Source organism: Fibrobacter sp. UWB4, from assembly GCF_002210345.1.
GTDB lineage: Bacteria > Fibrobacterota > Fibrobacteria > Fibrobacterales > Fibrobacteraceae > Fibrobacter.
In genome coordinates, this window is the sequence record NZ_MWQI01000011.1 from 26297 (window position 1) to 50902 (window position 24606).

At 49.0% G+C, this 24606-nt stretch carries 22 protein-coding genes; 12 read left to right on the forward strand and 10 right to left on the reverse strand.

Annotated features, from left to right (window positions below; translation table 11 throughout):
* Positions 1–23: 23 nt before the first annotated feature.
* Together B7990_RS13655 and rsmA are read right to left on the reverse strand one after the other, a co-directional pair.
* Positions 24–857, reverse strand: a complete 834-nt coding sequence (locus B7990_RS13655) for an MBL fold metallo-hydrolase (RefSeq protein ID WP_088641437.1) — start codon at positions 855–857, stop codon at positions 24–26.
* Positions 858–899: 42 nt separating this feature from the next.
* Entirely contained in the window at positions 900–1685 is a 786-nt protein-coding gene (rsmA, locus tag B7990_RS13660) for a 16S rRNA (adenine(1518)-N(6)/adenine(1519)-N(6))-dimethyltransferase RsmA (protein WP_088641438.1), read from the reverse strand.
* Between the two features lie 73 nt (positions 1686–1758).
* Here rsmA and B7990_RS13665 point away from each other — a divergent pair, with 73 nt between their 5' ends.
* The 3 genes from B7990_RS13665 to B7990_RS13675 all read left to right on the forward strand — a co-directional run bounded on the left by B7990_RS13665 (position 1759) and on the right by B7990_RS13675 (position 5393).
* On the forward strand, positions 1759–2694 hold the full coding sequence (locus tag B7990_RS13665; RefSeq protein WP_254917542.1) for a M48 family metallopeptidase: 936 nt from the start codon (positions 1759–1761) through the stop codon (positions 2692–2694).
* 155 nt (positions 2695–2849) lie between these two features.
* Positions 2850–4358 carry a phosphomannomutase gene (locus B7990_RS13670; RefSeq protein ID WP_088641439.1) on the forward strand — a complete coding sequence of 503 codons (1509 nt, stop codon included), beginning with the start codon at positions 2850–2852 and terminating at the stop codon, positions 4356–4358.
* 120 nt (positions 4359–4478) lie between these two features.
* Positions 4479–5393, forward strand: a complete 915-nt coding sequence (locus tag B7990_RS13675) for a PorV/PorQ family protein (RefSeq protein ID WP_088641440.1) — start codon at positions 4479–4481, stop codon at positions 5391–5393.
* A 10-nt stretch (positions 5394–5403) separates the two neighbouring features.
* Here B7990_RS13675 and B7990_RS13680 read toward each other — a convergent pair whose 3' ends face one another.
* On the reverse strand, positions 5404–6348 hold the full coding sequence (locus B7990_RS13680; protein WP_088641495.1) for a sigma 54-interacting transcriptional regulator: 945 nt from the start codon (positions 6346–6348) through the stop codon (positions 5404–5406).
* A 259-nt stretch (positions 6349–6607) separates the two neighbouring features.
* Here B7990_RS13680 and B7990_RS13685 point away from each other — a divergent pair, with 259 nt between their 5' ends.
* From B7990_RS13685 to B7990_RS13695, 3 genes are all read left to right on the forward strand, one after another.
* Positions 6608–7927, forward strand: coding sequence for an aspartate kinase (locus B7990_RS13685; protein WP_088630034.1), 1320 nt, complete (start codon positions 6608–6610; stop codon positions 7925–7927).
* A gap of 114 nt (positions 7928–8041) precedes the next feature.
* Positions 8042–8452: a hypothetical protein gene (locus tag B7990_RS13690; protein ID WP_088641441.1), complete on the forward strand. Its 411-nt coding sequence runs from the start codon at positions 8042–8044 to the stop codon at positions 8450–8452.
* A gap of 9 nt (positions 8453–8461) precedes the next feature.
* Positions 8462–9346, forward strand: a complete 885-nt coding sequence (locus tag B7990_RS13695) for a hypothetical protein (protein ID WP_088641442.1) — start codon at positions 8462–8464, stop codon at positions 9344–9346.
* Between the two features lie 64 nt (positions 9347–9410).
* On the opposite strand, the gene B7990_RS13700 is transcribed toward B7990_RS13695, so the two are convergent.
* The 4 genes from B7990_RS13700 to metE all read right to left on the reverse strand — a co-directional run bounded on the left by B7990_RS13700 (position 9411) and on the right by metE (position 14797).
* Positions 9411–10070, reverse strand: a complete 660-nt coding sequence (locus B7990_RS13700) for a TatD family nuclease-associated radical SAM protein (protein ID WP_088641443.1) — start codon at positions 10068–10070, stop codon at positions 9411–9413.
* Positions 10071–10901: a pyridoxamine kinase gene (locus tag B7990_RS13705; RefSeq protein ID WP_088641444.1), complete on the reverse strand. Its 831-nt coding sequence runs from the start codon at positions 10899–10901 to the stop codon at positions 10071–10073.
* Positions 10902–10914: 13 nt separating this feature from the next.
* Complete coding sequence (locus B7990_RS13710) at positions 10915–12126, reverse strand: cytosine permease (protein ID WP_088641445.1); 1212 nt, start codon at positions 12124–12126, stop codon at positions 10915–10917.
* A 403-nt stretch (positions 12127–12529) separates the two neighbouring features.
* On the reverse strand, positions 12530–14797 hold the full coding sequence (metE, locus tag B7990_RS13715) for a 5-methyltetrahydropteroyltriglutamate--homocysteine S-methyltransferase (RefSeq protein ID WP_173468505.1): 2268 nt from the start codon (positions 14795–14797) through the stop codon (positions 12530–12532).
* Positions 14798–14937: 140 nt separating this feature from the next.
* Between metE and B7990_RS13720 the strand changes: the two genes are divergently transcribed.
* A complete protein-coding gene (locus tag B7990_RS13720) occupies positions 14938–15843 on the forward strand; it encodes a LysR family transcriptional regulator (protein ID WP_014546052.1) in 906 nt (301 codons plus the stop codon).
* Between the two features lie 38 nt (positions 15844–15881).
* Here B7990_RS13720 and B7990_RS13725 read toward each other — a convergent pair whose 3' ends face one another.
* The 3 genes from B7990_RS13725 to B7990_RS14970 all read right to left on the reverse strand — a co-directional run bounded on the left by B7990_RS13725 (position 15882) and on the right by B7990_RS14970 (position 16723).
* A complete protein-coding gene (locus tag B7990_RS13725; protein WP_072830610.1) occupies positions 15882–16301 on the reverse strand; it encodes a type II toxin-antitoxin system HicB family antitoxin in 420 nt (139 codons plus the stop codon).
* A gap of 8 nt (positions 16302–16309) precedes the next feature.
* Entirely contained in the window at positions 16310–16486 is a 177-nt protein-coding gene (locus tag B7990_RS13730) for a type II toxin-antitoxin system HicA family toxin (RefSeq protein WP_088641446.1), read from the reverse strand.
* A gap of 72 nt (positions 16487–16558) precedes the next feature.
* Positions 16559–16723, reverse strand: coding sequence for a hypothetical protein (locus B7990_RS14970; protein WP_170861492.1), 165 nt, complete (start codon positions 16721–16723; stop codon positions 16559–16561).
* 209 nt (positions 16724–16932) lie between these two features.
* Here B7990_RS14970 and B7990_RS13735 point away from each other — a divergent pair, with 209 nt between their 5' ends.
* From B7990_RS13735 to B7990_RS14975, 5 genes are all read left to right on the forward strand, one after another.
* A complete protein-coding gene (locus tag B7990_RS13735) occupies positions 16933–20109 on the forward strand; it encodes a type I restriction endonuclease subunit R (RefSeq protein WP_088641447.1) in 3177 nt (1058 codons plus the stop codon).
* A gap of 11 nt (positions 20110–20120) precedes the next feature.
* Positions 20121–21146 (forward strand): Fic family protein, encoded by a 1026-nt coding sequence (locus tag B7990_RS13740; protein WP_088641448.1) that lies wholly within the window; start codon positions 20121–20123, stop codon positions 21144–21146.
* Positions 21147–22796 (forward strand): class I SAM-dependent DNA methyltransferase, encoded by a 1650-nt coding sequence (locus tag B7990_RS13745; protein WP_088641449.1) that lies wholly within the window; start codon positions 21147–21149, stop codon positions 22794–22796.
* A 270-nt stretch (positions 22797–23066) separates the two neighbouring features.
* Positions 23067–23342, forward strand: coding sequence for a hypothetical protein (locus B7990_RS13750; RefSeq protein WP_088641450.1), 276 nt, complete (start codon positions 23067–23069; stop codon positions 23340–23342).
* Positions 23343–23402: 60 nt separating this feature from the next.
* Positions 23403–24605 (forward strand): restriction endonuclease subunit S, encoded by a 1203-nt coding sequence (locus B7990_RS14975; protein WP_176407338.1) that lies wholly within the window; start codon positions 23403–23405, stop codon positions 24603–24605.
* The last annotated feature ends 1 nt before the right edge of the window (position 24606 follow it).

The following is a 24606-nucleotide window of genomic DNA, read 5'->3' on the forward strand; positions in this document are numbered from 1 at the left end:
ATCTGTTTTCGCAGTTTCCGAGACTATACTTCAATTTCCATGCCGGTGTGCATTTGTTCGACTTTGTCGCCGAGAACGTTGTGCAAAATCTCGTAGGCGCGCCCTCCGGTGCAATGCCCTGTGTAGATTTTTTGAACGTTCAATTCGCGGAGGCGTTCCGCGAATGCTTTCACGCGATCATCGGGCGTGCGGAAAAGGTGGAAGCCGCCAAGAATGGCGTAAATCTGTTTGCCGGGGAATGTCGCTTCGATTTCTTTAATGATGTTGTCTGCGCCGCCGTGGCTACAGCTGTTCATGATGAAGAGTCCCTTGGGCGTATCGAAGACTAGACTTTGTTCGTGGTCGAAACTGTCGGGGCGGTACTTGCCGTTTTCCTTGACGCTCATGTGGGCGCGCTTGCCAATTTCGTCGAGATTCGGAGTCTTGTGACCGACGAGGGTGACTCCCGGGAAAATCTCGCAGTCGCCGTTGACGAATACGATGCGGTTGGCGTTCTTTTTGAGCGTTCCTTTGCGGATGCCGATGTATTCTTGATACGTGAAAAACTTTAAGAATTTGTGCGTGTGGTAGCAGTTTTCGCGGGCGGCGTTACGCAAGTAGAATTTGGCGTGGTTATTCTTGTTGAAGAATTCCTGCATGCCGTCGGCGTGGTCGTAATGCGCATGGCTCAAGACGCCTGCATCGATTTTTGAAATGTCGATGCTCATGAGTGCGGCATTCTTGGCGAACTGCGCAGAAGCTCCCGTGTCGAGCAAAATGCGCTTGCCGTTGAATTCGGTGTAGACGCAAAGTCCCCATTCACCCTTTAATTGCTTTTCGGAACCGCTGATGTTGTCAATGAGAATTTTGATGATCATGGGATAAGGGGATTCCCGCTCGGAGGCGGGAATGACAAATGACTAGTTGACGCCTTTAAACGCTTTGTAGAAATTCAGGAACTGCTCGGGGCTGAGTTCTTCGGCGCGGATGGTCGTAGGCCAATCCAAAAGTTCAATCGTCGCCTGGATTTTCTTCTTGTCGTAATTACGTCCGAAGGAATTTGCGAGCGTCTTTCGCTTTTGCGTGAATGCGGTACGGACAAAGTCGAAGAATCCGTCGGGCGCCTGAATGGCGTCTTCGCGCGGTGTCAAAAGCATCGTGGCGCTATCGACGTTTGGCTTTGGCGTAAAATGTTCCGGTCCGATCTTGCGCAAAATCTGCGTGTTCGCAAAAGCAGAAACGAGCACGGAAAGGCTCCCGTAATTGCTGGAGCAGGGTTCTGCGCAAATGCGCTCGGCGACTTCGAGCTGCACCATTCCCATGAATCCCTTGGTCAAGTGCAAACGCGGCATAAGCCCTGCGATAATGGCTGTACTTACGTTGTATGGCAAGTTGCCGGTGACCCAAGGCTTTGCGTGTGCGTCCAGAAATGCCTGCAAGTCAAACTTCAAAAAGTCTATGTTGACAATGTTGAAGTTTTTGTAGTCCTTGAATTTTTCTTTTAGGACATCAACGCATTGCTCGTCGATTTCAACAGCGGTGAGTTCCAGCCCGCGATTGAGCAAGTGCTCCGTAAGAGCGCCGTGACCCGGCCCAATTTCAAGAACGTATTCGCCAGCACCGGCGGGCAAGTCGCCTGCGATGGCGGTGGCGGTTTCAACATCGAGAAAGTTCTGTCCAAATTTGCGACGGCGTGCTCTATCCATGACGGGGAATATAGAAAATGGCGTTGAATCATGTGTGTGGTTCGCTACATCAAAAGTTTCTAAATTGGAATCAATGTTCTCGAGAATAATCACATTTTGTTTTTTGGTGTGCAGCCTAGCTTTTGCCGATGGTCTTTCTTTTGCACTTTCTCCATCGCAAAATGCACTTGCCGAACAGATTACGCAAAAGACGATGGAACTCGACTATGTCGAAGCGTTCAATTTGGCGCGTAAGCTCCGCCTTGAAAACGATGGTGTGGGTTGCCTTTTTCAAGGCATCATTCGTGTAAGCCTGTACGATGACAAGGGCGATACGGCCTCGATAAAAGCGGCTGCTAAGAATCTGGAATCTTGTAAGACCGAAGGGCTTTGGGACGCTCTCCGCAATTATGAAATCGGGTATATCCTTCTGGAAACTGGTCATGCCATCAAGGGCGCGTTGCAAACGCGTTCGGCCGCGAAGATGTTCAAGGAATCCCCGGATCTGGAGGCGAAAGCATTTTATGCTGTTTATGCTTACTTTATAGACAACAGCTTAGTTTGGCTTCCGTTTAAATCGGATAACCGCGAAACATATCTTCAAATGCTAGGTGAAGCATCTCTCAAGTCGAAACGTTTTTGGCCGCTGTTCTTGACACCGCTCATTTGGATATACTTCGATCGCAAGGATTTTCAAAAGGGGTTGGAACTTGCTGAACTCGGGCTTAAAAAGGCCCCGAATCATCCGATTATGTTCCAAATCAAGGCGGACATGCTCTATAGACTCAAACGCTATGACGAAGCCGCCGTTGCCTACGAGAAAAGTGCCGCCGATTATCTCGCTCGCACCGGAAAATCCATACGCTACTGGTGCTCGGTATTGAACCTTATCCGCATTTACCATGATGCAGGCAATGAAACCAAGGCTAGTGAACAACGTAATAAACTCAAGGACGCTGAATATAAAAAGCTTGAAAAGTGGATGCCCAGCTGGATCATGGACGATCTCAAGGACCGCAAGTTGATTTAATCCCCCCCTGGGTAAAACGCTAAGTCATGCAATTATGCGAAGAACGCCTCTAGGCTTCTCCCAGCTTTTTCTATCTTATTTTCTGTAAAACAATTGGCGGCTTTAGAGACTTTTTTACTGTCTACTTCCTACCGCCTACTTATTAGAGGTTTAATATGTCCGTTGCAATGCAAGATGTGATGAAACAGTCCGGGGTAGCGTTTGGTACGAGCGGTGCCCGCGGTCTCGTGAGCGCTATGACCGACCGTGTGTGCTATGTGTATGCACGTTCCTTTATCAAGTACTGCGAAGCGTCTTACAAGTGCGAACGCACGATTGCGATTGCGGGTGACTTGCGTCCGAGTACGGAACGCATTTTGAAGTCGCTCGTGCAGGCTGGCGCCGATGCAAACTGGAAGGTCATTTACTGCGGCCGTATCCCGAGCCCGGCGATTGCGATGTACGGCATCGACAAGCATTTGCCGACCATCATGGTGACGGGTAGCCACATCCCGGCAGACCGTAACGGTATCAAGTTCAACCACCCGAATGGCGAAATCACGAAGGCCGACGAACAGGGAATCGTGTCGCAGTCGGTGGATTTTGACGAAGCACTTTTTGACGACAAGGGCATGCTGAAGGCTGCACCGGAACTCCCGGCGGTCGAAGCGGAAGCCGAAGCAAATTACTGCAAGCGTTACCCGGACTTTTTCGGTAGCGATGCTTTGCACGGACTCACGATTGGCGTTTACCAGCACTCCGCTGTGGGTCGCGACATCGTGGTGAAGGTTCTCGAAAGCCTTGGTGCGACGGTCAAGCCGTTTGGCCGTAGCGATGTTTTTGTGCCGGTCGATACGGAAGCCATTCGCAAGGAAGATGAAGAACTTGCCCGTGAATTTACGCACAAGGATTATGTGGACGCCGTGTTTAGCACGGATGGCGATTCGGACCGCCCGCTTTTGGCTGATGACGTGGGCATGTGGCTTCGCGGCGACGTGCTTGGCATTTTGGCAGCGCAGTCTCTTGGCATTAAGCGCATTGCAACTCCGGTGAGCTGCAACACTTCGCTCGAAAAGTCCGGCAGTTTCGAAAAGATTTGCCGCACCCGCATTGGAAGCCCGTATGTGATTGCCGGCATGGAAAGCCTGGTCGATGCAAATGACAAGAGCCTCACGGTTGCAGGTTACGAAGCGAATGGTGGATTCTTGCTCGAGACGGATTTGACGCTCGATGGCCGTACGCTTAAGGCACTCCCGACACGTGATGCGCTCCTCCCGATGATTGCCGTGATGGTGATGGTCCGCAAGGAACGCATGTGCGTTGTAGATTTGCTGCGCAAGTTGCCCAAGCGCTTTACCGTGAGCGACCGCCTCAAAGAATTTCCGACCGAAAAGTCGAAGGCGAAGCTCGCTGAAATCCGCGAAAAGAATCTCGGCGAAAAGCTGTTCGGCGCTCTTGCTGCAAAGCCCTCGAAGTTTGCAAAGGACAAGACGTTCCAGGGCAAGATGGTCTCCTTGAACGAGGTCGATGGCTATCGCATGGAATTTGATTCCGGCGACATTATCCACTTGCGCCCGAGCGGTAACGCTCCGGAATTCCGCTGCTACGTGGAAACGGAAGGCAAGGAACGCAGTGCAGAACTCCTCGCCGAATGCCTCAAGATCATGGAAGGCTGGCGGAAGTAGACGACAAATGCGTAAGGCGAGAGACGAAAGGTGATAGTGGCGCTTTGCGCGTATATTGTTTGAAAATCTCTCGTCTCTCGTCTCTACTCTCTCGTCTTTTTTTAGTATCTTATAAATCGTATGTTCAAAAAGTTTCTTTCGTTTGCACTGACTGTTGGTTCCCTCGCGTTTGCAGGGGAGTATTGGCATTTGGACCCGGGCGGTGTGACGATGAAGTTCCTTTCGATGCAGGTCTCGCCGCGTACGGCTGCGCTCTCGGGTGCAGGCGTTGCTGATCCCGGTCGCGTGTCCGAAGTTTCGCGCAATCCGCTTGCGATGAGCGTTGCAGACGATGCGGAATTTGGACTCAGCCAGATGATTTTTGGCAAGGGCGGTGCCGACAACTTTGTCTCGGCATACTATGGCCTCCCGGTTGGCGACAAGTACACGGTTGGTTTTGCTGTTGACTTTTTGGGTTACGATAACATTGAAGGCCGTGACGAGAATGGCCTCAAGACTTCGGAATACGGCTCTTATGCCTGGTCGCTTTTGGCGGGTTTCGGCAGCCGTTCCAAGATTTTCAATTGGGCAGCCTCGGCGCGTTTTGCCACGCAGACGATTGATGACGAGACGGGTTTCTTGTTCTCGGTGGATGCCGGCGGTTCTTTCCGCGTGAATCAGTATTTATCATTCGGTGCAAACTTCACGAATCTCGGCTTTGCAAGCAAGTATGAATCCGAGAAAGAGGCTGCTCCGCTTGCGCTCCAGGCGGGCGTGACGGGATTCATCCCGATTCTCGATCGCTGGATGGTGCACTTGTCTGTAGACGCGTATCGCCGTGCCGATACAAAGGCGCAACTTTTGATTGGTGGCGAAGTGGTCTATTTCGACATGCTTTCGTTCCGCATGGGCTATGCATTCCGCCCGGATACCGAAGATGCTATCAGTGGCGGTCTCGGTGTCTCCTTTGGCAGGGTCGTGTTTGACTACGCTTACAGCCCGCGTCCGGCATTTGAGGGCGGCAATCATTACATTGCTATCGGCGTAAAGTTCTAGTTCGGTAAGTTCAAGCCTCAATCGGACGATTCATTTTTTCGCCCGAGATCCATTCGCGGAATTCGTGCTTTTTTATCTGGTAATATAAACTGCCTCGACTGATATTTAGTGACTTGGCGGCTTTGCTTTTGTTGCCTTCGTTTTCGGTCAGGGCTTTTTGGATAAATGACCAATTGGGGGCTGGAATATGTATTGCATTGTATGTGTACTGTTCGCTGATGTCGCTTGCTCCTTTCTGGGAAAATTCCTCGGATAAAATTTCTTCGAGCGAAATGTCGTGCTGCATCAAGAGTGCGTAACGTTGGAGGACGTTTTTCAGCTGGCGGATGTTTCCGGGCCAGTTAAATTTGGACAAAGTATTGAAATCCCTTTGGCGTAGAGAAAACCGTTCGGCGTAAGTCTTTTCTGTAATTTCGTTCCATACGTCTTTTACGATGTCGTCAAAATCTTCCCGTGTGCGGAGTGGCGGTATTACGATGGGAAATCCGTTCAGCCTGAAGAACAAGTCCTTGCGGAAATGCCCGTCCTGGATTTCATTTTGCAGGTTGCGATTTGTCGCGCAGACAAGCCGAAAGTCGACAGGTTCGCTTTGGGTTGCGCCCAGTGGAAGGACGGAATGTTCTTGCAGGATGCGCAAAAGTTTGCTTTGCAGGTCGAATGGCATTTCTCCGATTTCGTCCAGAAAGAGCGTACCTCCATTGGCCGCGCGTACGATGCCTTGCTGGTCGCAGGATGCTCCGGTGAAAGATCCCTTTTTGGCGCCTTCCAGGAGGCTCTCAGCTAGATTTTTTGCGATGGCGCCGCAATTGAGCGCGATGAATGGCCCGTTGTTTCGCGGGCTGTGCTCGTGTATGAATCTGGCGGCGATTTCCTTGCCGACTCCCGATTCCCCCTGTAGCAGCACGGGTATGTTTGATTTCGCGGCGATAAGCATCAGTTTTTCGTGTTTCTTCATAGACCCTCCGTTATATAAACACGCTTTTTCTCGCTGTTTTGGCCCGTAAATTTTTATTAATCTATCGATTGTGTACCATTGACATTGCTTTAGCCATTTTCTAATTTTTCGCGCGCGGCGGTAAAGTGCCGCTGCTACATTGCATAAAAACCAAGTGGCTGGCTCGATGGGTAAGCTTGGGCAATATCCCGAACGGGGTATGATCGCGAGGAAAGCGGTCAAGCTTGAAGCTGAGAGGTCAGCGGCCCAAAGGAAAAACATGTCTAGAATCGTATGTAAGTTCGGCGGCTCCTCTGTCGCCGACGCAGGTCAGTTCAAAAAAATCAAGGCTATTGTCGAAAGCGACAAGAACCGCAAAGTCATCGTCGTTTCTGCTCCGGGTAAGCGTAACCCGAAAGAAACCAAACTGACCGACCTCCTCTACAGCACCTATGATCTCGCCTCCAAGGGCCTCGATTTCTCCACGCCGTGGAACCTCATCCGCCAGCGTTATGATGAAATCTGCAAGGACCTCGGTCTTGAAGACAAGCTTACCGAAGACCTCGACAGTCTCGAAGACAAGCTCAAGAACCATCCGGAATCCGTGAGCACGGACTTCCTCGTGAGCCGTGGCGAATTCCTCTGCGCACGCCTCATGGCAAAGTATCTCGGTGCAAACTTCGTCGATAGCTACCCGCTCATCACTTTCGATGACAAGTACCGCATCGCTCCGAAGACCTACGAAGAAATTGCAAAGGCTCTCGGCGACGAAAATCAGTTGTACGTCTTGCCGGGCTTCTATGGCTCTAATCTCCGTGGCGAAGTGAAGACCTTCAGCCGTGGCGGTTCCGACATCACTGGCGCCATCCTCGCGAACGGCATTGACGCTGCCAAGTACGAAAACTGGACCGACGTTTCGGGCATGCTCATGGCTGACCCGCGCATCGTCGAAAGCCCGCTCCCGATCGAATACGTGAGCTACCGCGAGATCCGTGAACTCGCTTACTCCGGTGCAAGCGTGCTCCACGACGAATCCATCGCTCCGTGCCGCGCCAAGAAGATTCCTATCAACATCCGCAACACGAACCGCCCGGAAGACGCCGGCACCATCATTGGCCCGACTCCGGAAAGCGCAAAGCTCCCGATCACGGGTGTTGCAGGCCGCAAGGGCTTCTCGATGATCTACATCGAAAAGTCCATGATGAACAAGGAAGTTGGCTTTGGCCGCCGCGTGCTCGCTGTACTTGAAAGCGAAGGACTCTCCTACGAACTCTGCCCGAGCGCTATTGACTCCATGAGCATTGTTGTGGATTCCAAGGCTCTTGATGCCGTGCAGGACGTTGTCCTCGAAGATATCACGCAGCAGATGCGTCCGGACCGTATCAAGATTTTCCCGGGCATCGCTCTTATCGCTACCGTGGGTCACGGCATGACGAACAAGATCGGTGTTGCTGCAAAGCTCTTTACGGCTCTCGCAGAAAACAAGGTGAACGTCCGCATTATCGACCAGGGTTCTTCCCAGATCAACATCATCACCGGTGTTGACGAAGCCGATACTGAAAAGGCTATCAAGGCCATCTACGCCGCCTTCGTGAAGTGACGTCGCAGACGTCATCCTGAGTGGTCATAGACCGCGAAGGATCCAGTAACATTTCAAAAACGACTCGGAATAAAATCCGGGCCGTTTTTTGTATTTTTAGAACGAGGTAATCAAATGACTGAAAATAAAGTCTATGAAGCGAAAAGCAAAAGTATAACTTGGGGATCCATGGTTTTATTCCTTTTTGGTGCCTTTGGATTTGTGTATTCCCTTGTTGTCATGGTGCGTTCTGGTGCGTATGATACCATAAATTTTATGTGGGTTTTCAAGGAATTGTTTTCGCTTTATTTTTGCTTTGTTGCCCTCAATCTGGCCCCGCAGAAAGTTGAATTCCTTGAAAATGAACTTGTCCGGATTACCTATTTGCTTGGCAATAGCATTACGATAAAACAGGAAACTTTTAAAATATCAAGAGCGAAGAATGTTAAAAAGGGATGGGCAGGTTGGTTGATGGCTAAGGGACATTGGATGTATTTTACTTCCGACGCTTTCCCGGAACTGGAAAAATATTTAATTCAAAAATAGAGGGGTCAAATGAGCGAAGGAGAAAAAATTCAATTTAACGGAAACCTGGCTTTGCTTAGGGTTTGCGCTATCGTGTACATTGTGAATGTATTGAACTTTGTCTTCAATATGTCCTTTATGGCTGGGCACGGTGGATTTTTCAGTTCTTTGTGGAGTGCACTTACGAATTCGTCGTTTGAAGATTTGCTTGCGACGGTCGGACTGTTGATTGCCTCGGGAGTTGGCTTGCTTGTACTGCTCGGTGTTTTAGCTGTTGTCGCTTTACTTGCGCTAGGGATATTTGCGCTTGTCAAAAAGAGCGTGAAGGCGCTAAAAATATTGGCGGTGCTGTTCCTTATCTGGGTTGTGCTGTGTGCATTCGCTATGAATCCTATAAGCGGTTTGTTGGGGAATGAAATGCGAGAAGTGAATCTTGCCCAGAGCTTCATTAGCTTGATTTTTAACATAAATGTTGTTGTTGCTGTGGCGGCGTTCTTTGTAACTTCGAAAAAGCGAGATGAAAGCGAGGCTGTTGCGAATGAAGATTTTAATTTGGGCTTGTTCCGTCTTTGCGCCATCTTTTTTATTGTAAGCGGGTTGAACAGCTTGGTTTATTTCGTTTGTACACAATCTCCCCTTTTTCAACTTGCTTTCTTCGGTGTTGTTAATTTAGCGGTCGGTGTATTTGCGCTTGTGAAAAAGAATGTGCCGGTTTTGGTGGCTGGGTCTTTGATGATCCTTATTCATATTTTGTTTAATTTATTCAATTTTATCCGCATCTCTGGATTAGACCCTTATATGGCGGCCTCGCTTGTTGCCCATACGCTTTTCCATACTTCAACCGTGATTGCCATTGCGGTATTCTTTACTAAACCTGAATGGGTGAAGGGTATTTTGCAGAAGATTAAAGGGTAAGGTAATTGTTGCAAAAAGAAATGCCGCCGATTTTGTCGGCGGCAGCATTTCTTAGCTTTATTCCTTAGCTTTCGAAGGGCCTTACTCTCAGCGTTACACCGAGCTCTTCGCAAATCTTGCGGCAACGCTCGATTTTTTCTTCGGGCATCACTTTCTCGACGACGGTCATCACCACGTTTGGCACATGTTCTTTTGCAAGCACTGCGAATTCTTTCAGCGCATCGAAGGATTGGATTCCAAATCTCGAACGCGTGAGTTCCAGGAATTCTTCGGCGTCCGGGGCGTTCATCGAGATGGAAACGGTGTTGAAGCGGCCTTCGAGTTCAGGCGTTACGTCTCTGCCGTGGATCAGGTTTGCAAGTCCGTTCGTGTTGAGGCGGACCTTTAATTTCGGGTATTTGCCGTGCAGCAAGTCGATGACTTTGCACACGTCGTGGAGGCGTTCGAGCGGTTCGCCGTAGCCGCAAAAGACGAGTTCGTTGATGACGGAGAGGTCGTACTTGTCGAAAATGCTCATGACACCATCGACGCTCGGTTCGCCGCCCTTGAGCCAGAGCGAGTTGCCTTCCATCATTTTCTTTGTCTGGCGCAAGCAAAAAACGCAACTGCACGGGCAGCGGTTTGTCATGTTCACGTAAATATTCTTGCCAGTGATGTCGCCGCTGTTTGCAATGTCCAAATAACCGGCTTCCCCGACATTTCCAGTTACAGTATAAACAACCATTTAATCCTCCATCAAGTCACGAAGGTACATCTCGAAGCACAGTCCCCAATGCGTGGGAACGTTATTGTCTTCGCAGTAGCGGATGCATTTTGTTACAAATTCAGCGGCCTTTTTGACCGATTCGTAAAAATCGTGGCCGTTCATGTACATGCCCGCGATGATTGAACTGATGACGTCTCCGGTTCCGCTGCGGTCGCCGCCGATGCGGTCCACCATCACGATTCGCGGTTCTTCGCCTTTGCTGTAGACGTAGTTCATGATTTGCTTGCTGTTGTACGGAATGCCGGTCACCACGATGTGTTCTGGGCCTTGTTCCGTGAGCTTGCGGCACATTTCGCTAAGCTCGGCGTCGGTGAATCCTTCGGCGCGGTATTCTGTATCGGTCAACGTGCAAAGTTCTGTCAAGTTCGGCGTCAAGATGTCGGCGTAGTGGACAAGCGCCTTCATCTTCTCGCACAAATTCGGCGTGTAGGTCTCGTAGAGCTTGCCGTAGTCGCCCATCACGGGGTCCACCAAGGTAAACGATCCGTTTTTCTTGAATGTCTTGAAGAAATCGATGACGATGTCAACCTGTTCTTCGGAACCAAGGAACCCGGAAGCAATGGCGTCGAATGATAAATTCAAATCTTTGTAGGTTTGAATGTAATCGCGCATTTTTGACGTGTAATCGTCAAAGTAGTATTCGGGGAACTGCGTGTGCGCCGAAAGAACAGCGGTTGGTATTGTTACCGCTTGAATTTTCATGGCAGAAACAATCGGTGCCATGACAGCGATGGAGCACCGACCAAATCCTGTAACATCATTAATTAACGCGATTTTCTTTTGAGACATGGCGAACTAAAAGTTAAAAATCTTTCTTTTCCGACAGTACGCGCACGGATGCAAATGCTGCCGAAACGATGACTGCAAGGAGCGTGGGGCCGAGAAAAACGGAATCGAAATGTTCTGCGACCTGGTAGGCGATAAAACCGGCGAGCCAGGCGAAAATGTTCCAGAGCCAAGCGCCGAGCGATTCGGTGCGTTCCTTCGAGAAGTAGAATGAAACGAGAAGTACGGCAGCCATCGGGGCGAATACGGAGGCGATCAGGTAGAGGAAGCTGATGTAATGTTCCATGATTCCTGAAATGGCGAGAGCAGCGCTCAAGAAACTCACGACGACACCTGCAATTTTCGGATTTATTTTACTGTAAATAGCCTTGGAAGATTCACCTGCGGAATTGGCGGCGAGGAAGTTTGTTGTCACTGTCGAAAGTACCACGATGATGATGCCCGGAATGCCGAGGCCTGCAAGGAGAATGGCTTGCGCGATGTTGTTGCCTGCGCCAATGCCCGAAATTTCGATACCGATAATGTACATCCAGAGGCTTGCAAACGTGTAGGCGATGGCAGAAATTGCCGTTGCCTTTACTGGTTTTTCGGCATCCTTCGTGTAGTCAGAAATGACGGGTAGCCAAGAAATCGGCATGGCGATTGAAATTTCGAAAATGTTCCAGAACTTGAGCGCGGTAGCGGTCGCTGCGTTCCCAGCGGCGCTTGCAACATTAGCGGCTGCACTTGAACCGCTGCCGAGTCCGAACAACTTCACAGAAAGAATCGCGAGCAGAACGGTGAGGGCTGCCATCACGACTGTTGTCACGTTGGCGGAACGGCGGATGCCCACATAGACCCATGCGGCGATAAGTGCGGCGAGAATCACGCAAGTCAAGGGGAAGGATATCGGCAAGTTGAGCCCTGCCAAAGCCGAAGCTCCTTGCGCGTTCAAGACGGCGACCCAGGCTAGCAACTGGAACGTGTTCAACGCAGCGAAGAACTTGGAGCCGTATTTGCCGAATGAGGATTTGGTCGTTTCCATGGCGTTCAAGCGGACGCGCGCTCCGATGAGGCCCACGAAAAAGAGCAGGATGCCGCCAAAAATGTGCCCGAGCACAAGCGGGAGCCAAAGCGAATCCCTTGCGGCGGCAGCGCCAATTTCTATACCCGCTTCGATTTCGGAAACGGAGATGGCGACGCCAAACCATATAATTCCATTTGCAAAAAGTCCTGTGCGTTTATCCATATTACGCCTCCTGTTGTCTCTTTCGCTTGTCGCTTCGCTTTCGTCATCCTGAAGCCGAAGGCGATAGGATCCATTATTTCTTGCATTTGTTTTTTGATGCTTCTTTCAAATGCGGCACAAAGATAGCAATGGGGTGGGGTGGTCGCAAGACCTATTATATATACTACTTTTTTATGCTTTGTTATAGATTTTTGCTATAGAAACGCTGTGGTGATAGAATTTGGTTAGAGATTGTTTTTGATGAAATTTGTGTATAAATGGAAATCCCCGCGGCATTATGCACACGGGGATTGATTCGTTTACCGTCATTGCAAGGGTTTGATCGATAGACTAGAGCGAACTTGGAATCTGTCTATCAATGAAGATAGTTGTAGCCTTGCAACAACAGCAGAGGTGTAACTTTTTACTTTTCTTCGCGCAGCTTCTTGGCAGCGGCGACGAGGTTCTTGAGGCTTGCTGTGGTTTCTGTTTCGCCACGAGTCTTGAGGCCGCAATCCGGGTTCACCCACACATTCTGTTGCGGAACCTTTGCGATGATTTTGTGGAGCGCGTCAACGATTTCCTGTTCAGACGGTACACGCGGAGAGTGAATGTCGTAAACACCCGGGCCCACCTGCGTTTCGAACTTGGCGTCGTTCAAGGCGTCGAGCAGCTTGAGGTCAGAACGGCTGGCTTCGAACGTGATGACGTCGGCATCCATGTTGTCGATGTCGCGGACGATATCGTTGAATTCACTATAGCACATGTGCGTGTGGATCTGCGTTTCGGGCTTGACCTTGGCGTGAACCAGGCGGAATGCCGGAATGGCCCAGTCAAGGTATTCCTTGTGCCAGTCGCTCTTGCGGAGCGGCAACTTTTCGCGGAGAGCGGCTTCGTCAATCTGGATGATTCTGATGCCGTTCTTTTCGAGGTCCAAAACTTCGTCACGGATGGCAAGGCCGATTTCCTGAGCCTGCGTCTTGAGTGAAACATCTTCGCGCGGGAAGGACCAGTTGAGAATCGTGACAGGACCCGTAAGCATGCCCTTCACCGGCTTCTTGGTGCAACTTTGTGCGAAAACGGACCATTCAACCGTAATCGGAGCGCTGCGGCTCACGTCACCCCAAACGACAGGCGGCTTCACGCAACGGGTACCGTAGCTCTGCACCCAGGCGTTCTGCGTGAACACAAAGCCGTCGATCTTGGAACCGAAATATTCCACCATGTCATTACGTTCAAATTCACCGTGGACAATCACGTCAAGGCCAATTTCTTCTTGCAACTTGATGCATTCGGCAATCTTCTTCTGGTTGAATGCCACATACTGTTCCTTGGAAATTTCGCCCTTGCGGAATGCGGCGCGGTTGGCGCGGACTTCGGCAGTCTGCGGGAAGGAACCGATTGTCGTTGTCGGGAAGGCCGGCAACTTGAATTCAGCTTTCTGCACTTCGCGGCGTTCGAGACGGCTCGGCTTGCGTTCGAAATCGGCAGCAGTGAGAGCGGCCAGTTCAGCCTGCACCTTGGCGTTCGCCTGCACACGAGCACTTGCAAAAAGCGCGCGATTCTTTTCGAGTGCGTCTGCGTCAGCACTTGCGAGTTCTGCAATTTCCACAAGCTTTTCTTCGGCGAATGCGAAGTGCTTGAGAATGTCAGCCGAAAGCTTCTGTTCTGCGGCGACCGTGTAAGGCACGTGCAAGAGAGAGCAAGAAGTGCCGACAACAACGTTTTCTGCAGCGACATATTTCTTGATTTCAGCGAGGATTGCGTTCTTCTGTGCGTAATCAGCGCGCCAGATGTTCTTGCCGTTCACAACGCCAGCCAAGAGGAGCGTGTCCTTCGGGAAGCCTGTTTTCAAAAGTTCGAGAGACTGAAGACCTTCGACGAAATCCAAACCGATAGCGTCAAAGCCGAGTGCGGTCACATCCTGATAAACATCGCGGATGTCGCCGAAGTAAGTCTGCAATGCAATCTTGAGGTTCTTCTTTTCGCCGATCTTTCTCAAGAGTTCAGCGTAAATCGTCTTGAAGAGTTCGCGTTCTTCTGCAGTCACGTCGAAGACGAGTGCCGGTTCTGCGAAAGAAATCCACTTGGCGCCTGCGGCGGCGAGCTTTTCAGCGAGTTCTGCGTAAGCGTTGACGGCTGCTGCTGCGAAGTCCTTGGCCTTCTTGTTGCCATTGTAACGTGCAAGACGGAGGAACGTGTATGCGCCAATCAGAGTCGGGACGGATTCGATGCCGGCTGCCTTGGCTTCGTTGAATTCTTCAACAGGCTTCTTGCCGACGAGCTTAAGTTCGGTAGCATCGTCAATTTCCGGAACAATGTAATGATAGTTCGTATTGAACCACTTCTTCATCGGGAGTGCCTTCACGTCGCCCTTTGCGCCCTGATAGCCGTGAGCGGCTGCGAAATACTTTTCGAGTGTGCTCAATTCGAGGCTCTTGTAGCGTTCCGGCACGACGTTCAGCAAAAATGCGGTGTCGAGAACGTTATCGTAGAACGAGAAGTCGTTGGACGGGATGAAGTCGATACCTGCGGCCTTCTGCTTCTGCCAACCATACTGGCGGATTTCTGCGGCGACCTTCTGAAGTTCTGCTTCGGAGATTTCGCCCTTGAAGAACTTTTCGCTTGCGAACTTGAGTTCACGATTCTTACCGATACGCGGGAAACCAATTACAGATGTTTTAATGCTCATAGTGTTTTACCTACCTTTTTACTTTGTTTTTTGAACGCTCCAAATATACCTCACTTTTTATCATCGGTAAAATACTATTTTTTATGCGTTCACTATAGATTTTTTCTATGGTGATTTATAACTAGCGATAAGGAAAACTTATGACTCTACAACAACTTAAATATGCCATTGCCATTGCAGACACGCGAAACATCACCGAAGCCTCCAAGCGAGTCTTTATCTCGCAACCGAGCCTTACCGCTGCTATCCACGAACTCGAAGAAGAAATGGGCGTGACGATTTTCAACCGTTCCAACAAAGGCGTGACCATCACAAACGAAGGCGATGAATTCCTTTCGTACGCAAGGCAAGTTCTGGAACAGGCAACGCTCTTGGAAGACCGCTATAAAGGCGGCAAGGGCGGCAACATGATTTTCTCCGTCAGCTGCCAGCACTATTCTTTTGCCGTGAATGCGTTTGTCGATGTTATCCGCAAGTTCGGCGGCCCGAGCTACGATTTTACGCTCCGTGAAACGCAAACAAACGAAATCATTGACGATGTAGCCAAAATGAAAAGTGAAATGGGCGTGCTTTACCTCAGCGATAAAAACGAAAAGGTTATCACGAAGCTCATACAAAAGAATAACCTCGTATTTGAACCGCTTTTTGCAACACCGCTGCACGTGTTCATGTCGTCAAAGAACCCTCTCGCAAAAAAAGAAAAAATCACTCTCGCCGACCTCAAGCCGTTCCCGTACTTGACTTACGAACAGGGCGATTTCAACTCCTTCTACTTTGCCGAAGAACCGCTCACCGCTATCGATTTCGATTGCCCGCGAAACATCAAAGTCCGCGACCGCGCCACGCTTTTCAACTTGCTTATCGGCCTTGACGGCTACACCATTTGCTCCGGCGTCATTAGCCACAAACTCAACGGCAAGAACATCATCGCAAAACGCCTTGATGTCCACGACAAAATGACTGTCGGTTATGTTATGCGCAAAGGTGTCACGAAATCACGCTACGCCGAAGCGTACATTGCAGCACTAAAGAAGCATTGCAAGTAGGGGGGGGGCGCTGTCATCCTGGAGGACAATGTCCGATATTACACGAACTCAATTACGAGCTGCTTGCCGAGAGCATGTGCCAGCTTGTAGAGTGTCTCGATGGAAGGTGAACCTTTCGGAGTTTCAAAGCGTTGGTATGCTTGCGGGGTGATGTTTGCGCGTCGTGCCACATCGCTTTTCTTTTGACCCCTGCGTGCTTCAAAGAGTTTGTATGCAATTTCGATTCGCGGGGAAAGTTCGACCGGGTAGAGCCCCTTGTCGGAATCAGGCATCGTCTTAGGAAGAATCATTGTGTTGCCAAGATCCAGGTCGCATTCCATCGCACCGTCCAGCGCGTCCTTCGCCTGCTTGAGTGCTTCCTCCTGCGTGTCGCCGAACGCGTTCACGTTGGGCAGATCGGGGAACGAAACCACGAAGCCCATGTCCTTGTCTTTCTCAATTTTCGCTGCGTAATTCATGGATGCCTCTACTGGTCAAATTGTTTCAAGATGCGCTTGAGATAGACGCCTTCTATCTCGTGCTTGTTTCGTTGTATGGGGACGGGACGCTTGCCTTGCTTCACGAATATGTGGTGGTCGCCGTTGATTCGCCCTAGTTCCCATCCTCTTTTCTTTGCGTAATCGCAGATTTCTTTAAATTTCATTGTTTAAAATACAATATATTTATTTAATTGTCAATATATTTGTTTATAAAAATAGAGGGAAGCACTCTATTTTCACCCCTTTTTCACCAAAATTTGAATATCAAGCAGCTTTTCCCAGTCTGCTTTGGTGCGCTTTTCGCGGGGGATGCTCCAGAAGTTTTTCCAGATTTCGTTGTTGAGGGAATCGATTTCGGCGGCTTGGGCGTCGGTGACTGTGCCGTTAGCGGTACTGTACATTTTGTGCTCCTTTCTGCGTACAAGCTTTATCAACGCAGATGTTTTTAAACGACTATCTAAAACTACACTTTTGAGCACTATTTGTCAAGAGGTGAAATTGAATTTTTCAAATGCGCCGAAAGTCAATAATTTTTTTGCCGTGACACTTTACTGACAGCGTAAAAACTTATATTCTCGAAGAGCTTTTTATACACCCAGATATTGTTTTTATGCCAGGTCTTTTTACGGAAGCGACACGCGTTCAACTGACTGCGATTCAGCATTTGGCTCGCATCGGCTACACGTATTTAGGAAAAATTTCAGAGTCCGGCGCAACGCCGGCGATTCCCTACGACTCAGAGACGAACATCCTTGTGGACATTTTTGCGGAGCAGTTCAAGAAGCTGAATCCGGCTGCGACTGTTTCTGCACAGAGCGTGCTTTCAGACATTCAGAAGGAACTGGATGACGACGATTTGGGCCAGCAGTTCTACAAGCGTTTGACCAGCTATTCTCCGCTTCGCCTAGTCGATTTTGAACACCCGGAAAACAACACGTACCATTGCACGGCGGAATTCACTTGCAAGAATGGCGATGAAAGTTTCCGCCCCGACATTACGTTGTTCATCAATGGGCTTCCGCTCGTGTTTATCGAGGTCAAGAAGCCGAATAACGTAGGCGGCATGGTGGCCGAAAGCAAGCGGATGAACGACGAGCGGTTCCCGAAGAAAAAGTTCCGTCGCTTTATCAACATCACGCAGTTGATGATTTTCTCCAACAACATGGAGTACGATGCCAAGGGCGGTGTTGTCCCGATTGAAGGCGTGTTCTATTGCACGGCGGCGAAAAACGAAGCGCGTTTCAACTGCTTCAGGGAAGAAAACCCCAAGCGTGCGGCAATCGCGCCGTTCCACGCCAATTATCCTTATTTGCCGATTCCTGCGGATCTCGAAAAGAGAGTCCTGATGGATTTCAATGTTCCGGTCTTGAAAGAGAACCCGGAATACAAGACGAATCTAGACATCAATACGCCCACGAACCGCGTACTTACTTCTATGGTGAGCCCGGAGCGTTTGCTCTTTTTGCTCAAGTACGGCATCGCTTACTTGCATGTTGAAAAAGAGAAGGATGGCCAAATCGAGAGCCGCCACGAAAAGCACATCATGCGTTACCAGCAATTTTTTGCGGCCATGATTATCCGTGAAAAACTGGCAGCGGGTGCGACATCCGGCATTGTGTGGCATACGCAGGGCTCGGGCAAGACGGCGCTTTCTTTCCACTTGAGCAAAGTCCTCAAGGACTATTACGCCAAGCAGAACAAAGTCGCGAAATTCTACTTTATTGTGGACCGCCTGGATTTGCTAGAGCAGGCGACCGAAGAATTGAGCAATCGTGGCCTCAAGGTGACTACGGCGAATTCCCGCACGGAACTCATGGAGCAGTTCCGCACGCAGCAGGCCTTGCAGAGCAACGCCGGTGTCGATGAAATTACCGTGGTGAACATCCAGAAATTTGAAAACGATACTGAGAAAGTGGATCTTCCGAATTACGCCACGAATTTGCAACGCGTGTTCATTATGGACGAAGCGCATCGCGGCTACAAACCGGGCGGATGTTTCCTTTCGAACCTTTTCAATGCCGACAAGAATGCCATCAAGATTGCGCTTACCGGCACGCCGCTCATCGGGAGCGAAAAGGCGAGTTGCAAGGTTTTTGGCGATTATTTCCACACGTATTATTACGACCGTTCCATTCAAGACGGCTACACGCTAAAGATTATCCGCGAAGATATCGAAACCAGTTACCGCAAAAAGCTGAACGATGCTTACGAAAGCGTGCAGAAACTGGTGGAGAAGGGTTCTGTCTCGAAGGACATGATTATTCGGCACCCCACATACGTGAAGGCGTTGCTCCGCTACATCATCAACGATTTGGTGAAGTTCCGTGCCATGCAGGGCGACAACGACCTTGGCGGCATGATTATTGCAGAATCTTCGGAACAGGCACGAAACTTGTACAAGTTCTTCAATGAGATTCAGGACGAACTCAATGAAAACCGCATCCAGAAAATCAACTTGAAAGCGGGCCTGATTCTCTTCGATAGCGATGACAAGGAAACCCGCAAGCAGATTATCAATGATTTCAAGAAGAACTACACGATTGATATTCTGATTGTCTTCAACATGTTGCTGACGGGTTTTGATGCACCGCGCCTCAAGCGATTGTATTTCGGTCGCAAAATCGAAGATCATAATTTGTTGCAGGCAATTACACGCGTGAATCGCCCGTACAAGAATATGAAACGCGGATTCTTGATTGACTTTGCCGACATCAAGAAGAATTTTGACGAGACCAATGCCGCGTATTTGCAGGAACTGAACCGCTACAACGATGCCGATACTGACCCGGACGATAACTTGCCCGACATGTACAACCAAGTCATGGAAGACAAGGATGCCCTTATCAACCACATGAAGGTGGCACGTCAGGCTCTGTTCAGTTATACCACCGACAACGCGGAAGTTTTCTCTACAGAGATTTCTAGCCTTGAAGACAAGAAGGTTCTGATTGAACTGCGCAAGGCGTTGGAACTCGCCAAGGACGCGATGAACCTTGTGCGTACTTTCGGTGACGATGCCCTTAAAAAGGACTTTGAAAAGCTGAACATCGAAAAGTTGCCGCTCATGCTTTCGGAAGTGAACCACCGCATTGCTATTATCAACCAGAAAGAGGCATGGACCAATAGCGAAGCGACTCAGTTTGCCGTGAACGAAGCCATGATGAACATCGAGTTCAACTTTAGCTGCATTGGCACTGAAGAACTGAAAATCATCGATAACGGTACGGAACTGCGAGAAAAATACAAACGCGCTCTTCGCGGATTCCTGGATAACTTCGATCACGAAGACCCCGTATTTGTTGAATTGGAACAGGAGTTCAAGCGCATCTTTGACAAGCACGGCTTTACCCCGGAAAACCTTGCCGTTTATAACGAGCAAAACCAGGCGATGAATGACATCCTGAAACGCCTCGAAGATCTTCGCAAATCAAACGACGCCCTCTTGCGCAAGTACAATGGCGACACGAAATTCGCCTACGTTCACAAGCGCATCCGCGAAGAGAACAAGGCTCGCGAACCCAAGCACCAGGCACCAATTATCTCGAAGTTCGACGAAGAAATTGTGCAGGCTCTCTTGACAATCAAGGGGACGATTGACGCGAAGGTTTTCGACCGCAACGACATCCTCAAACAGGACGCCTACTTCGGCAAGACCGTGATGAAAGAAATTGCAGACGGACTCGCACACTTCCCGCAAATCAAGCCCGAAATGCCCGATTACCTGTTTATCCAGCAGCGCATCGCCAAGCAGTACATAAACCAGTATAACGCCTACTACGGAAGCTAAAGGAGTCTGGCATGTACGAACAAAAACTTCTTGAAACCTTGAGTGAATATAAGGCGCTTCGTATAGATGAGCAGATAGATTACAACAAGTTCTATCTGTATTCCCTGATTACCCATTCTACCGCAATAGAAGGTTCTACTGTCACCGAAATCGAAAACAGGCTGTTGTTCGATGAGGGTATTTCTGCCAAGGGTCGTTCTATGGCAGAACAGCTTATGAACTTGGATCTTAAGGCGGCATACGACGAATGCATCAAGGTGGCGCCTCAGCATCCTCAAATAGATATTGATTTTTTGAAGCATTTGTCTTCGATTGTCATGCACAGCACGGGTTCAAAATACAATACGGTGTTAGGGGAATTCGATTCGTCAAGAGGGGACCTTCGCCTAGTTAATGTAACAGCCGGTGTCGGTGGAGAATCTTACCTTGCGTTTCAAAAAGTGCCCTCACGTTTGCAAGATTTTTGCGACTGGCTAAACAGGGAACGTTCGCAAATTGATAAGTCCGATATCGCTGCTCTTTACCGACTCAGTTTTTGCGCACATTACTACCTGGTGACGATTCACCCGTGGGTGGATGGCAACGGAAGAATGTCTCGCTTGGTCATGAATTTCTTGCAGATGGAATTTGGTCTGGTGCCTTCAAAAATTCTTGCGGCCAACAAGGCTGAATACATTATGGCGTTGCAGAAATCTCGCGAAAAGGACGATGTTGGTATTATTTGCGATTTTCTGTTCAACGAACATGCGACCAATTTACGCAAGGAAATTGACGATTTTAAACGGTCTATGACCTGCGATGTCGTAATAAAACCGGAAAATGTCGTAATAAATGTCGTAATAAACGATATAGAAAGACAGGTTTTGGATATGTTGCGAGGAGATTCTTCGCTTTCGGCGGCATCCATGGCCGAAAAACTGGAAATGAGTGCTCGCCAGATCCAGCGCGTTTTGGCATCGTTAAAAGAAAAACAAATTATCGAACGTATAGGCAGCAACAAGACTGGTTCTTGGCTGATAAAATGGAACGGAAACTAAATGAACATCAAAGACAAGACCATTGCCCTTATTGACTCTCTCAAGGCCACTTGCCAAACGTACGGCATGGGCAATGACGGCAACGAATACAAGATTATCACCCAGGTGTTTCTGTACAAGTTTATGGCCGACAAGTTCGGCTACGAACTCAAGAAAATCAATGACCCTTGCCTGAAGGCACTCAAAAAATCCGACAAGTGGGAAGAGGAATACGCGAAACTCTCCAAGGCCGACCGCGAAAAGGTGAGCCTCTTCTTGCCGCCCGAAGTCCCGGTGTTCAAGCCCGACTACCTGATTGCAAACCTCTGGAACAAGCAGGCCAAGGGCGATTTCGACGTCATCTTTGACGAGACCATGGTCGCCATCGCAAAGGACAACCTGGACGTATTCTACACCAAGACCGCGCAAGAAACGAAAATCCCCATCTTCGAAAAGCTCACCATCTTTGTGACCGACGACGCCCAGCGTGCAAACTTCGCCCGAGCACTTGTCGATAAACTCGTGAACTTCAGCTTCGAAGACGCCTTCGCCGAACACTACGACTTTTTCTCGGACATCTTTGAATACCTGCTCAAGGACTACAACACCGCAGGCGGCGGCAAGTACGCCGAATATTACACCCCCAAGGCCATCGCAAAAATCATGGCCCGCCTCTTGGTGGGCGACAACGCCGACTTGCACAACGTAGAATGCTACGACCCCAGCGCAGGCACCGGCACCTTGCTCATGGCGCTCAGCCACCAGATTGGCGAAGACCGCTGCACCATCTTTGCGCAAGACATCTCGCAGCGCAGTAACAAGATGCTCAAATTGAACCTGCTGTTGAACGGACTCGTATCTAGCCTCGATCACGCCGTGCAGGGCGACACCCTCCTGGAACCCTACCACAAGAGCGACGATGGCAAGAGCCTCAAGCAGTTCGATTATGTTGTGAGCAATCCGCCCTTCAAGATGGATTTCAGCGACACCCGCGACGATATCGAGAAGAAATGGAATGCTCGCTTCTGGGCAGGTGTGCCGAAAGTCCCGAACAAGAAAAAGGAGAGCATGGCCATCTACACCTGCTTTATCCAGCACGTGGTAAACAGCATCAAGGCTGGCGGCAAGGGCGCCATCGTCATCCCCACCGGGTTCATCACCGCGAAATCCGGCATCGAGCACAAAATCCTCGAACGCATCGTTGACGAACACATCGTCTATGGCGTGGTCAGCATGCCGAGCAACGTATTCGCGAACACCGGCACCAACGTGAGCGTGCTCTTCTTCGACAAGACCCGCAAAAAGACCGACAACGACAAAGTCACCCTCGTTGACGCAAGCAAACTCGGCAAGGAATACAAGGACGCGAATGGCCTCAAGAAAGTCCGCCTCGAAGACGACGAAATCGAGAAAATCGTGACCACCTTCCGCAAGGCCAAAGCCGTCGAAGACTTCAGCGTGGTCGTGACCTACAGCGAAGTCAAGGAAAAAGGCTACAGCCTGAGCGCCGGCCAGTATTTCGACATCAAGATAGACTACGTCGATATTACCGCCGACGAATTCAACGCCCAGATGAAAGCCGACACCGAAGAACTCGCCGCCATGTTCGCCGAAAGCCACAAACTCGAAAAGGAAATCCAGAAACAGTTGGGCAACTTAAAATTCAATTAGGGTGCTGTCATCCTGGAGCGTAGCGATAGGATCCAAAGAGCAAGTGTCATCCTGAGCGGACCCTGGAGCGCGAAGCGCGATAGGGGAAGTCGAAGGATCTAGGAAAGGTTTAGTAAAGATGGGAATGAAATTGAAAGGATATACAAAGGGGGAAGTCTCCCCCTCGCTTGCACTCCGTTGCTCGCTACCCCTTCTAGCGGGGGCACCCCGCAACGCCCCGATAACGCCACACGGATTTGTTCACGCCTAACGGCGTTTATGGAAATGTAGATGGAAATTCTGAATAACTATTCTGGCTTAATTTCTTTGATTGCGGCTGTTGCTGCAATCGGTGCAATTATAGTTCCTTTTGTCATTTTAAAACAGCAGCGGAAATACAAAGCGGAAAAAGAAGAATTGGCTAAAAAAGAAATGGCTGAAATGGAACGGAAAGAAGCTCAAGCAGAGTTAGATGCAATTGGAGTAATTCCTTTTGGTGCTCCGGGCTTTACTAGAATGGATCTTGCAAGAGTAAACTATCTGAAGAAAAAGGCAGGCAGAAGGTAACTCGGGGTGTCATCCTGAGCGGAGTGCAACGGAGTCGAAGGATTTAGGAAAGATTTGAATATGGAATTGAAACGATATAAATTAGGTGAAATTGGTGAAATCCGTATGTGCAAGCGGATTTTGAAAGAAGAAACGAATTCTGTTGGTGGTGTTCCATTCTTTAAAATAGGCACCTTTGGTGGTCGAGCTGATGTTTTTATTACTAGAGAAAAATTTCAAGAATACAAAAATGCTTATTCCTATCCTAAAAAAGGGGATGTTTTAATATCCGCAGCCGGAACTATTGGAAGAACTGTTGTATTTGATGGAAAAGATGCTTATTTCCAAGATTCAAATATCGTTTGGATAGAAAATGATGAAAGCAAAGTTTTAAATGAATATTTGTTCTATTGCTATAAAAATATTCGTTGGACAACATCTGTAGGAAGCACTATTCTTCGGTTATATAACGATGATATTCGAAATACGGACATTATTGTTCCCCCTTTGCCGGAGCAAAAGAAAATCGCCTCGGTCCTTTCCGCATTAGACGACAAAATCGCCCTGAACAAAAAGATGAACCAGAAACTCGAAGCAATGGCAAAACGCCTATACGACTACTGGTTCGTCCAATACGACTTCCCCGACAAAAACGACCGCCCCTACAAAACCACCGGCGGCCCCATGACCTACAACCAAATCCTCAAAAGGGAAATTCCCGAAGGTTGGGAAGTAAAAAGCCTTTTCGATTGTTCTGATGTTTTATATGGATTTCCATATGCGACAGAGCCGTTTGATGAAGAAAATTTGGATATTTCAACGAAACCATATTCTGTAATTCGTATTCGTGACATAAAGGACAATACAATTTCTGCCAAAACAACAGAAACCGTTGATGATAAGTATAGGACGAAAGTGAATGACCTTTTAATTGGTATGGACGGCTACTTCCATATGAGCTTTTGGCCTAGAAATGATGATTACGTAAATCAGCGAATCACTCGTATTCGACAAAAAGAGTTGTCTGTTATGATAATTTATCATCAGATTGCCCCTTTTATCAAGTTCAAGGAAGACCAGGCGAAAGGATCAACTGTCGGACATTTGAGTGATAAGGATATGAAACAGATTAATATCCTTGTCCCGAATAATCCGCAACTATCAGAAAAGTTTGATAGCATTTTAAATCTTATCACGAAGAACAAACAAGAAATCTCTCGCCTTACAAAACTACGAGATAAACTATTGCCCTTGTTGATGAACGGACAAGTGGAGGTCAATTAAT

What these genes read in the sequence shown, in the direction of transcription:
- B7990_RS13655 (WP_088641437.1), bottom strand. Translation starts at nt 857, where the DNA reads ATGATCATCAAAATTCTCATTGACAACATCAGCGGTTCCGAAAAGCAA.
- rsmA (WP_088641438.1), bottom strand. Translation starts at nt 1,685, where the DNA reads ATGGATAGAGCACGCCGTCGCAAATTTGGACAGAACTTTCTCGATGTT.
- B7990_RS13665 (WP_254917542.1), top strand. Translation starts at nt 1,759, where the DNA reads ATGTTCTCGAGAATAATCACATTTTGTTTTTTGGTGTGCAGCCTAGCT.
- B7990_RS13670 (WP_088641439.1), top strand. Translation starts at nt 2,850, where the DNA reads ATGTCCGTTGCAATGCAAGATGTGATGAAACAGTCCGGGGTAGCGTTT.
- B7990_RS13675 (WP_088641440.1), top strand. Translation starts at nt 4,479, where the DNA reads ATGTTCAAAAAGTTTCTTTCGTTTGCACTGACTGTTGGTTCCCTCGCG.
- B7990_RS13680 (WP_088641495.1), bottom strand. Translation starts at nt 6,348, where the DNA reads ATGAAGAAACACGAAAAACTGATGCTTATCGCCGCGAAATCAAACATA.
- B7990_RS13685 (WP_088630034.1), top strand. Translation starts at nt 6,608, where the DNA reads ATGTCTAGAATCGTATGTAAGTTCGGCGGCTCCTCTGTCGCCGACGCA.
- B7990_RS13690 (WP_088641441.1), top strand. Translation starts at nt 8,042, where the DNA reads ATGACTGAAAATAAAGTCTATGAAGCGAAAAGCAAAAGTATAACTTGG.
- B7990_RS13695 (WP_088641442.1), top strand. Translation starts at nt 8,462, where the DNA reads ATGAGCGAAGGAGAAAAAATTCAATTTAACGGAAACCTGGCTTTGCTT.
- B7990_RS13700 (WP_088641443.1), bottom strand. Translation starts at nt 10,070, where the DNA reads ATGGTTGTTTATACTGTAACTGGAAATGTCGGGGAAGCCGGTTATTTG.
- B7990_RS13705 (WP_088641444.1), bottom strand. Translation starts at nt 10,901, where the DNA reads ATGTCTCAAAAGAAAATCGCGTTAATTAATGATGTTACAGGATTTGGT.
- B7990_RS13710 (WP_088641445.1), bottom strand. Translation starts at nt 12,126, where the DNA reads ATGGATAAACGCACAGGACTTTTTGCAAATGGAATTATATGGTTTGGC.
- metE (WP_173468505.1), bottom strand. Translation starts at nt 14,797, where the DNA reads ATGAGCATTAAAACATCTGTAATTGGTTTCCCGCGTATCGGTAAGAAT.
- B7990_RS13720 (WP_014546052.1), top strand. Translation starts at nt 14,938, where the DNA reads ATGACTCTACAACAACTTAAATATGCCATTGCCATTGCAGACACGCGA.
- B7990_RS13725 (WP_072830610.1), bottom strand. Translation starts at nt 16,301, where the DNA reads ATGAATTACGCAGCGAAAATTGAGAAAGACAAGGACATGGGCTTCGTG.
- B7990_RS13730 (WP_088641446.1), bottom strand. Translation starts at nt 16,486, where the DNA reads ATGAAATTTAAAGAAATCTGCGATTACGCAAAGAAAAGAGGATGGGAA.
- B7990_RS14970 (WP_170861492.1), bottom strand. Translation starts at nt 16,723, where the DNA reads ATGTACAGTACCGCTAACGGCACAGTCACCGACGCCCAAGCCGCCGAA.
- B7990_RS13735 (WP_088641447.1), top strand. Translation starts at nt 16,933, where the DNA reads ATGCCAGGTCTTTTTACGGAAGCGACACGCGTTCAACTGACTGCGATT.
- B7990_RS13740 (WP_088641448.1), top strand. Translation starts at nt 20,121, where the DNA reads ATGTACGAACAAAAACTTCTTGAAACCTTGAGTGAATATAAGGCGCTT.
- B7990_RS13745 (WP_088641449.1), top strand. Translation starts at nt 21,147, where the DNA reads ATGAACATCAAAGACAAGACCATTGCCCTTATTGACTCTCTCAAGGCC.
- B7990_RS13750 (WP_088641450.1), top strand. Translation starts at nt 23,067, where the DNA reads ATGGAAATTCTGAATAACTATTCTGGCTTAATTTCTTTGATTGCGGCT.
- B7990_RS14975 (WP_176407338.1), top strand. Translation starts at nt 23,403, where the DNA reads ATGGAATTGAAACGATATAAATTAGGTGAAATTGGTGAAATCCGTATG.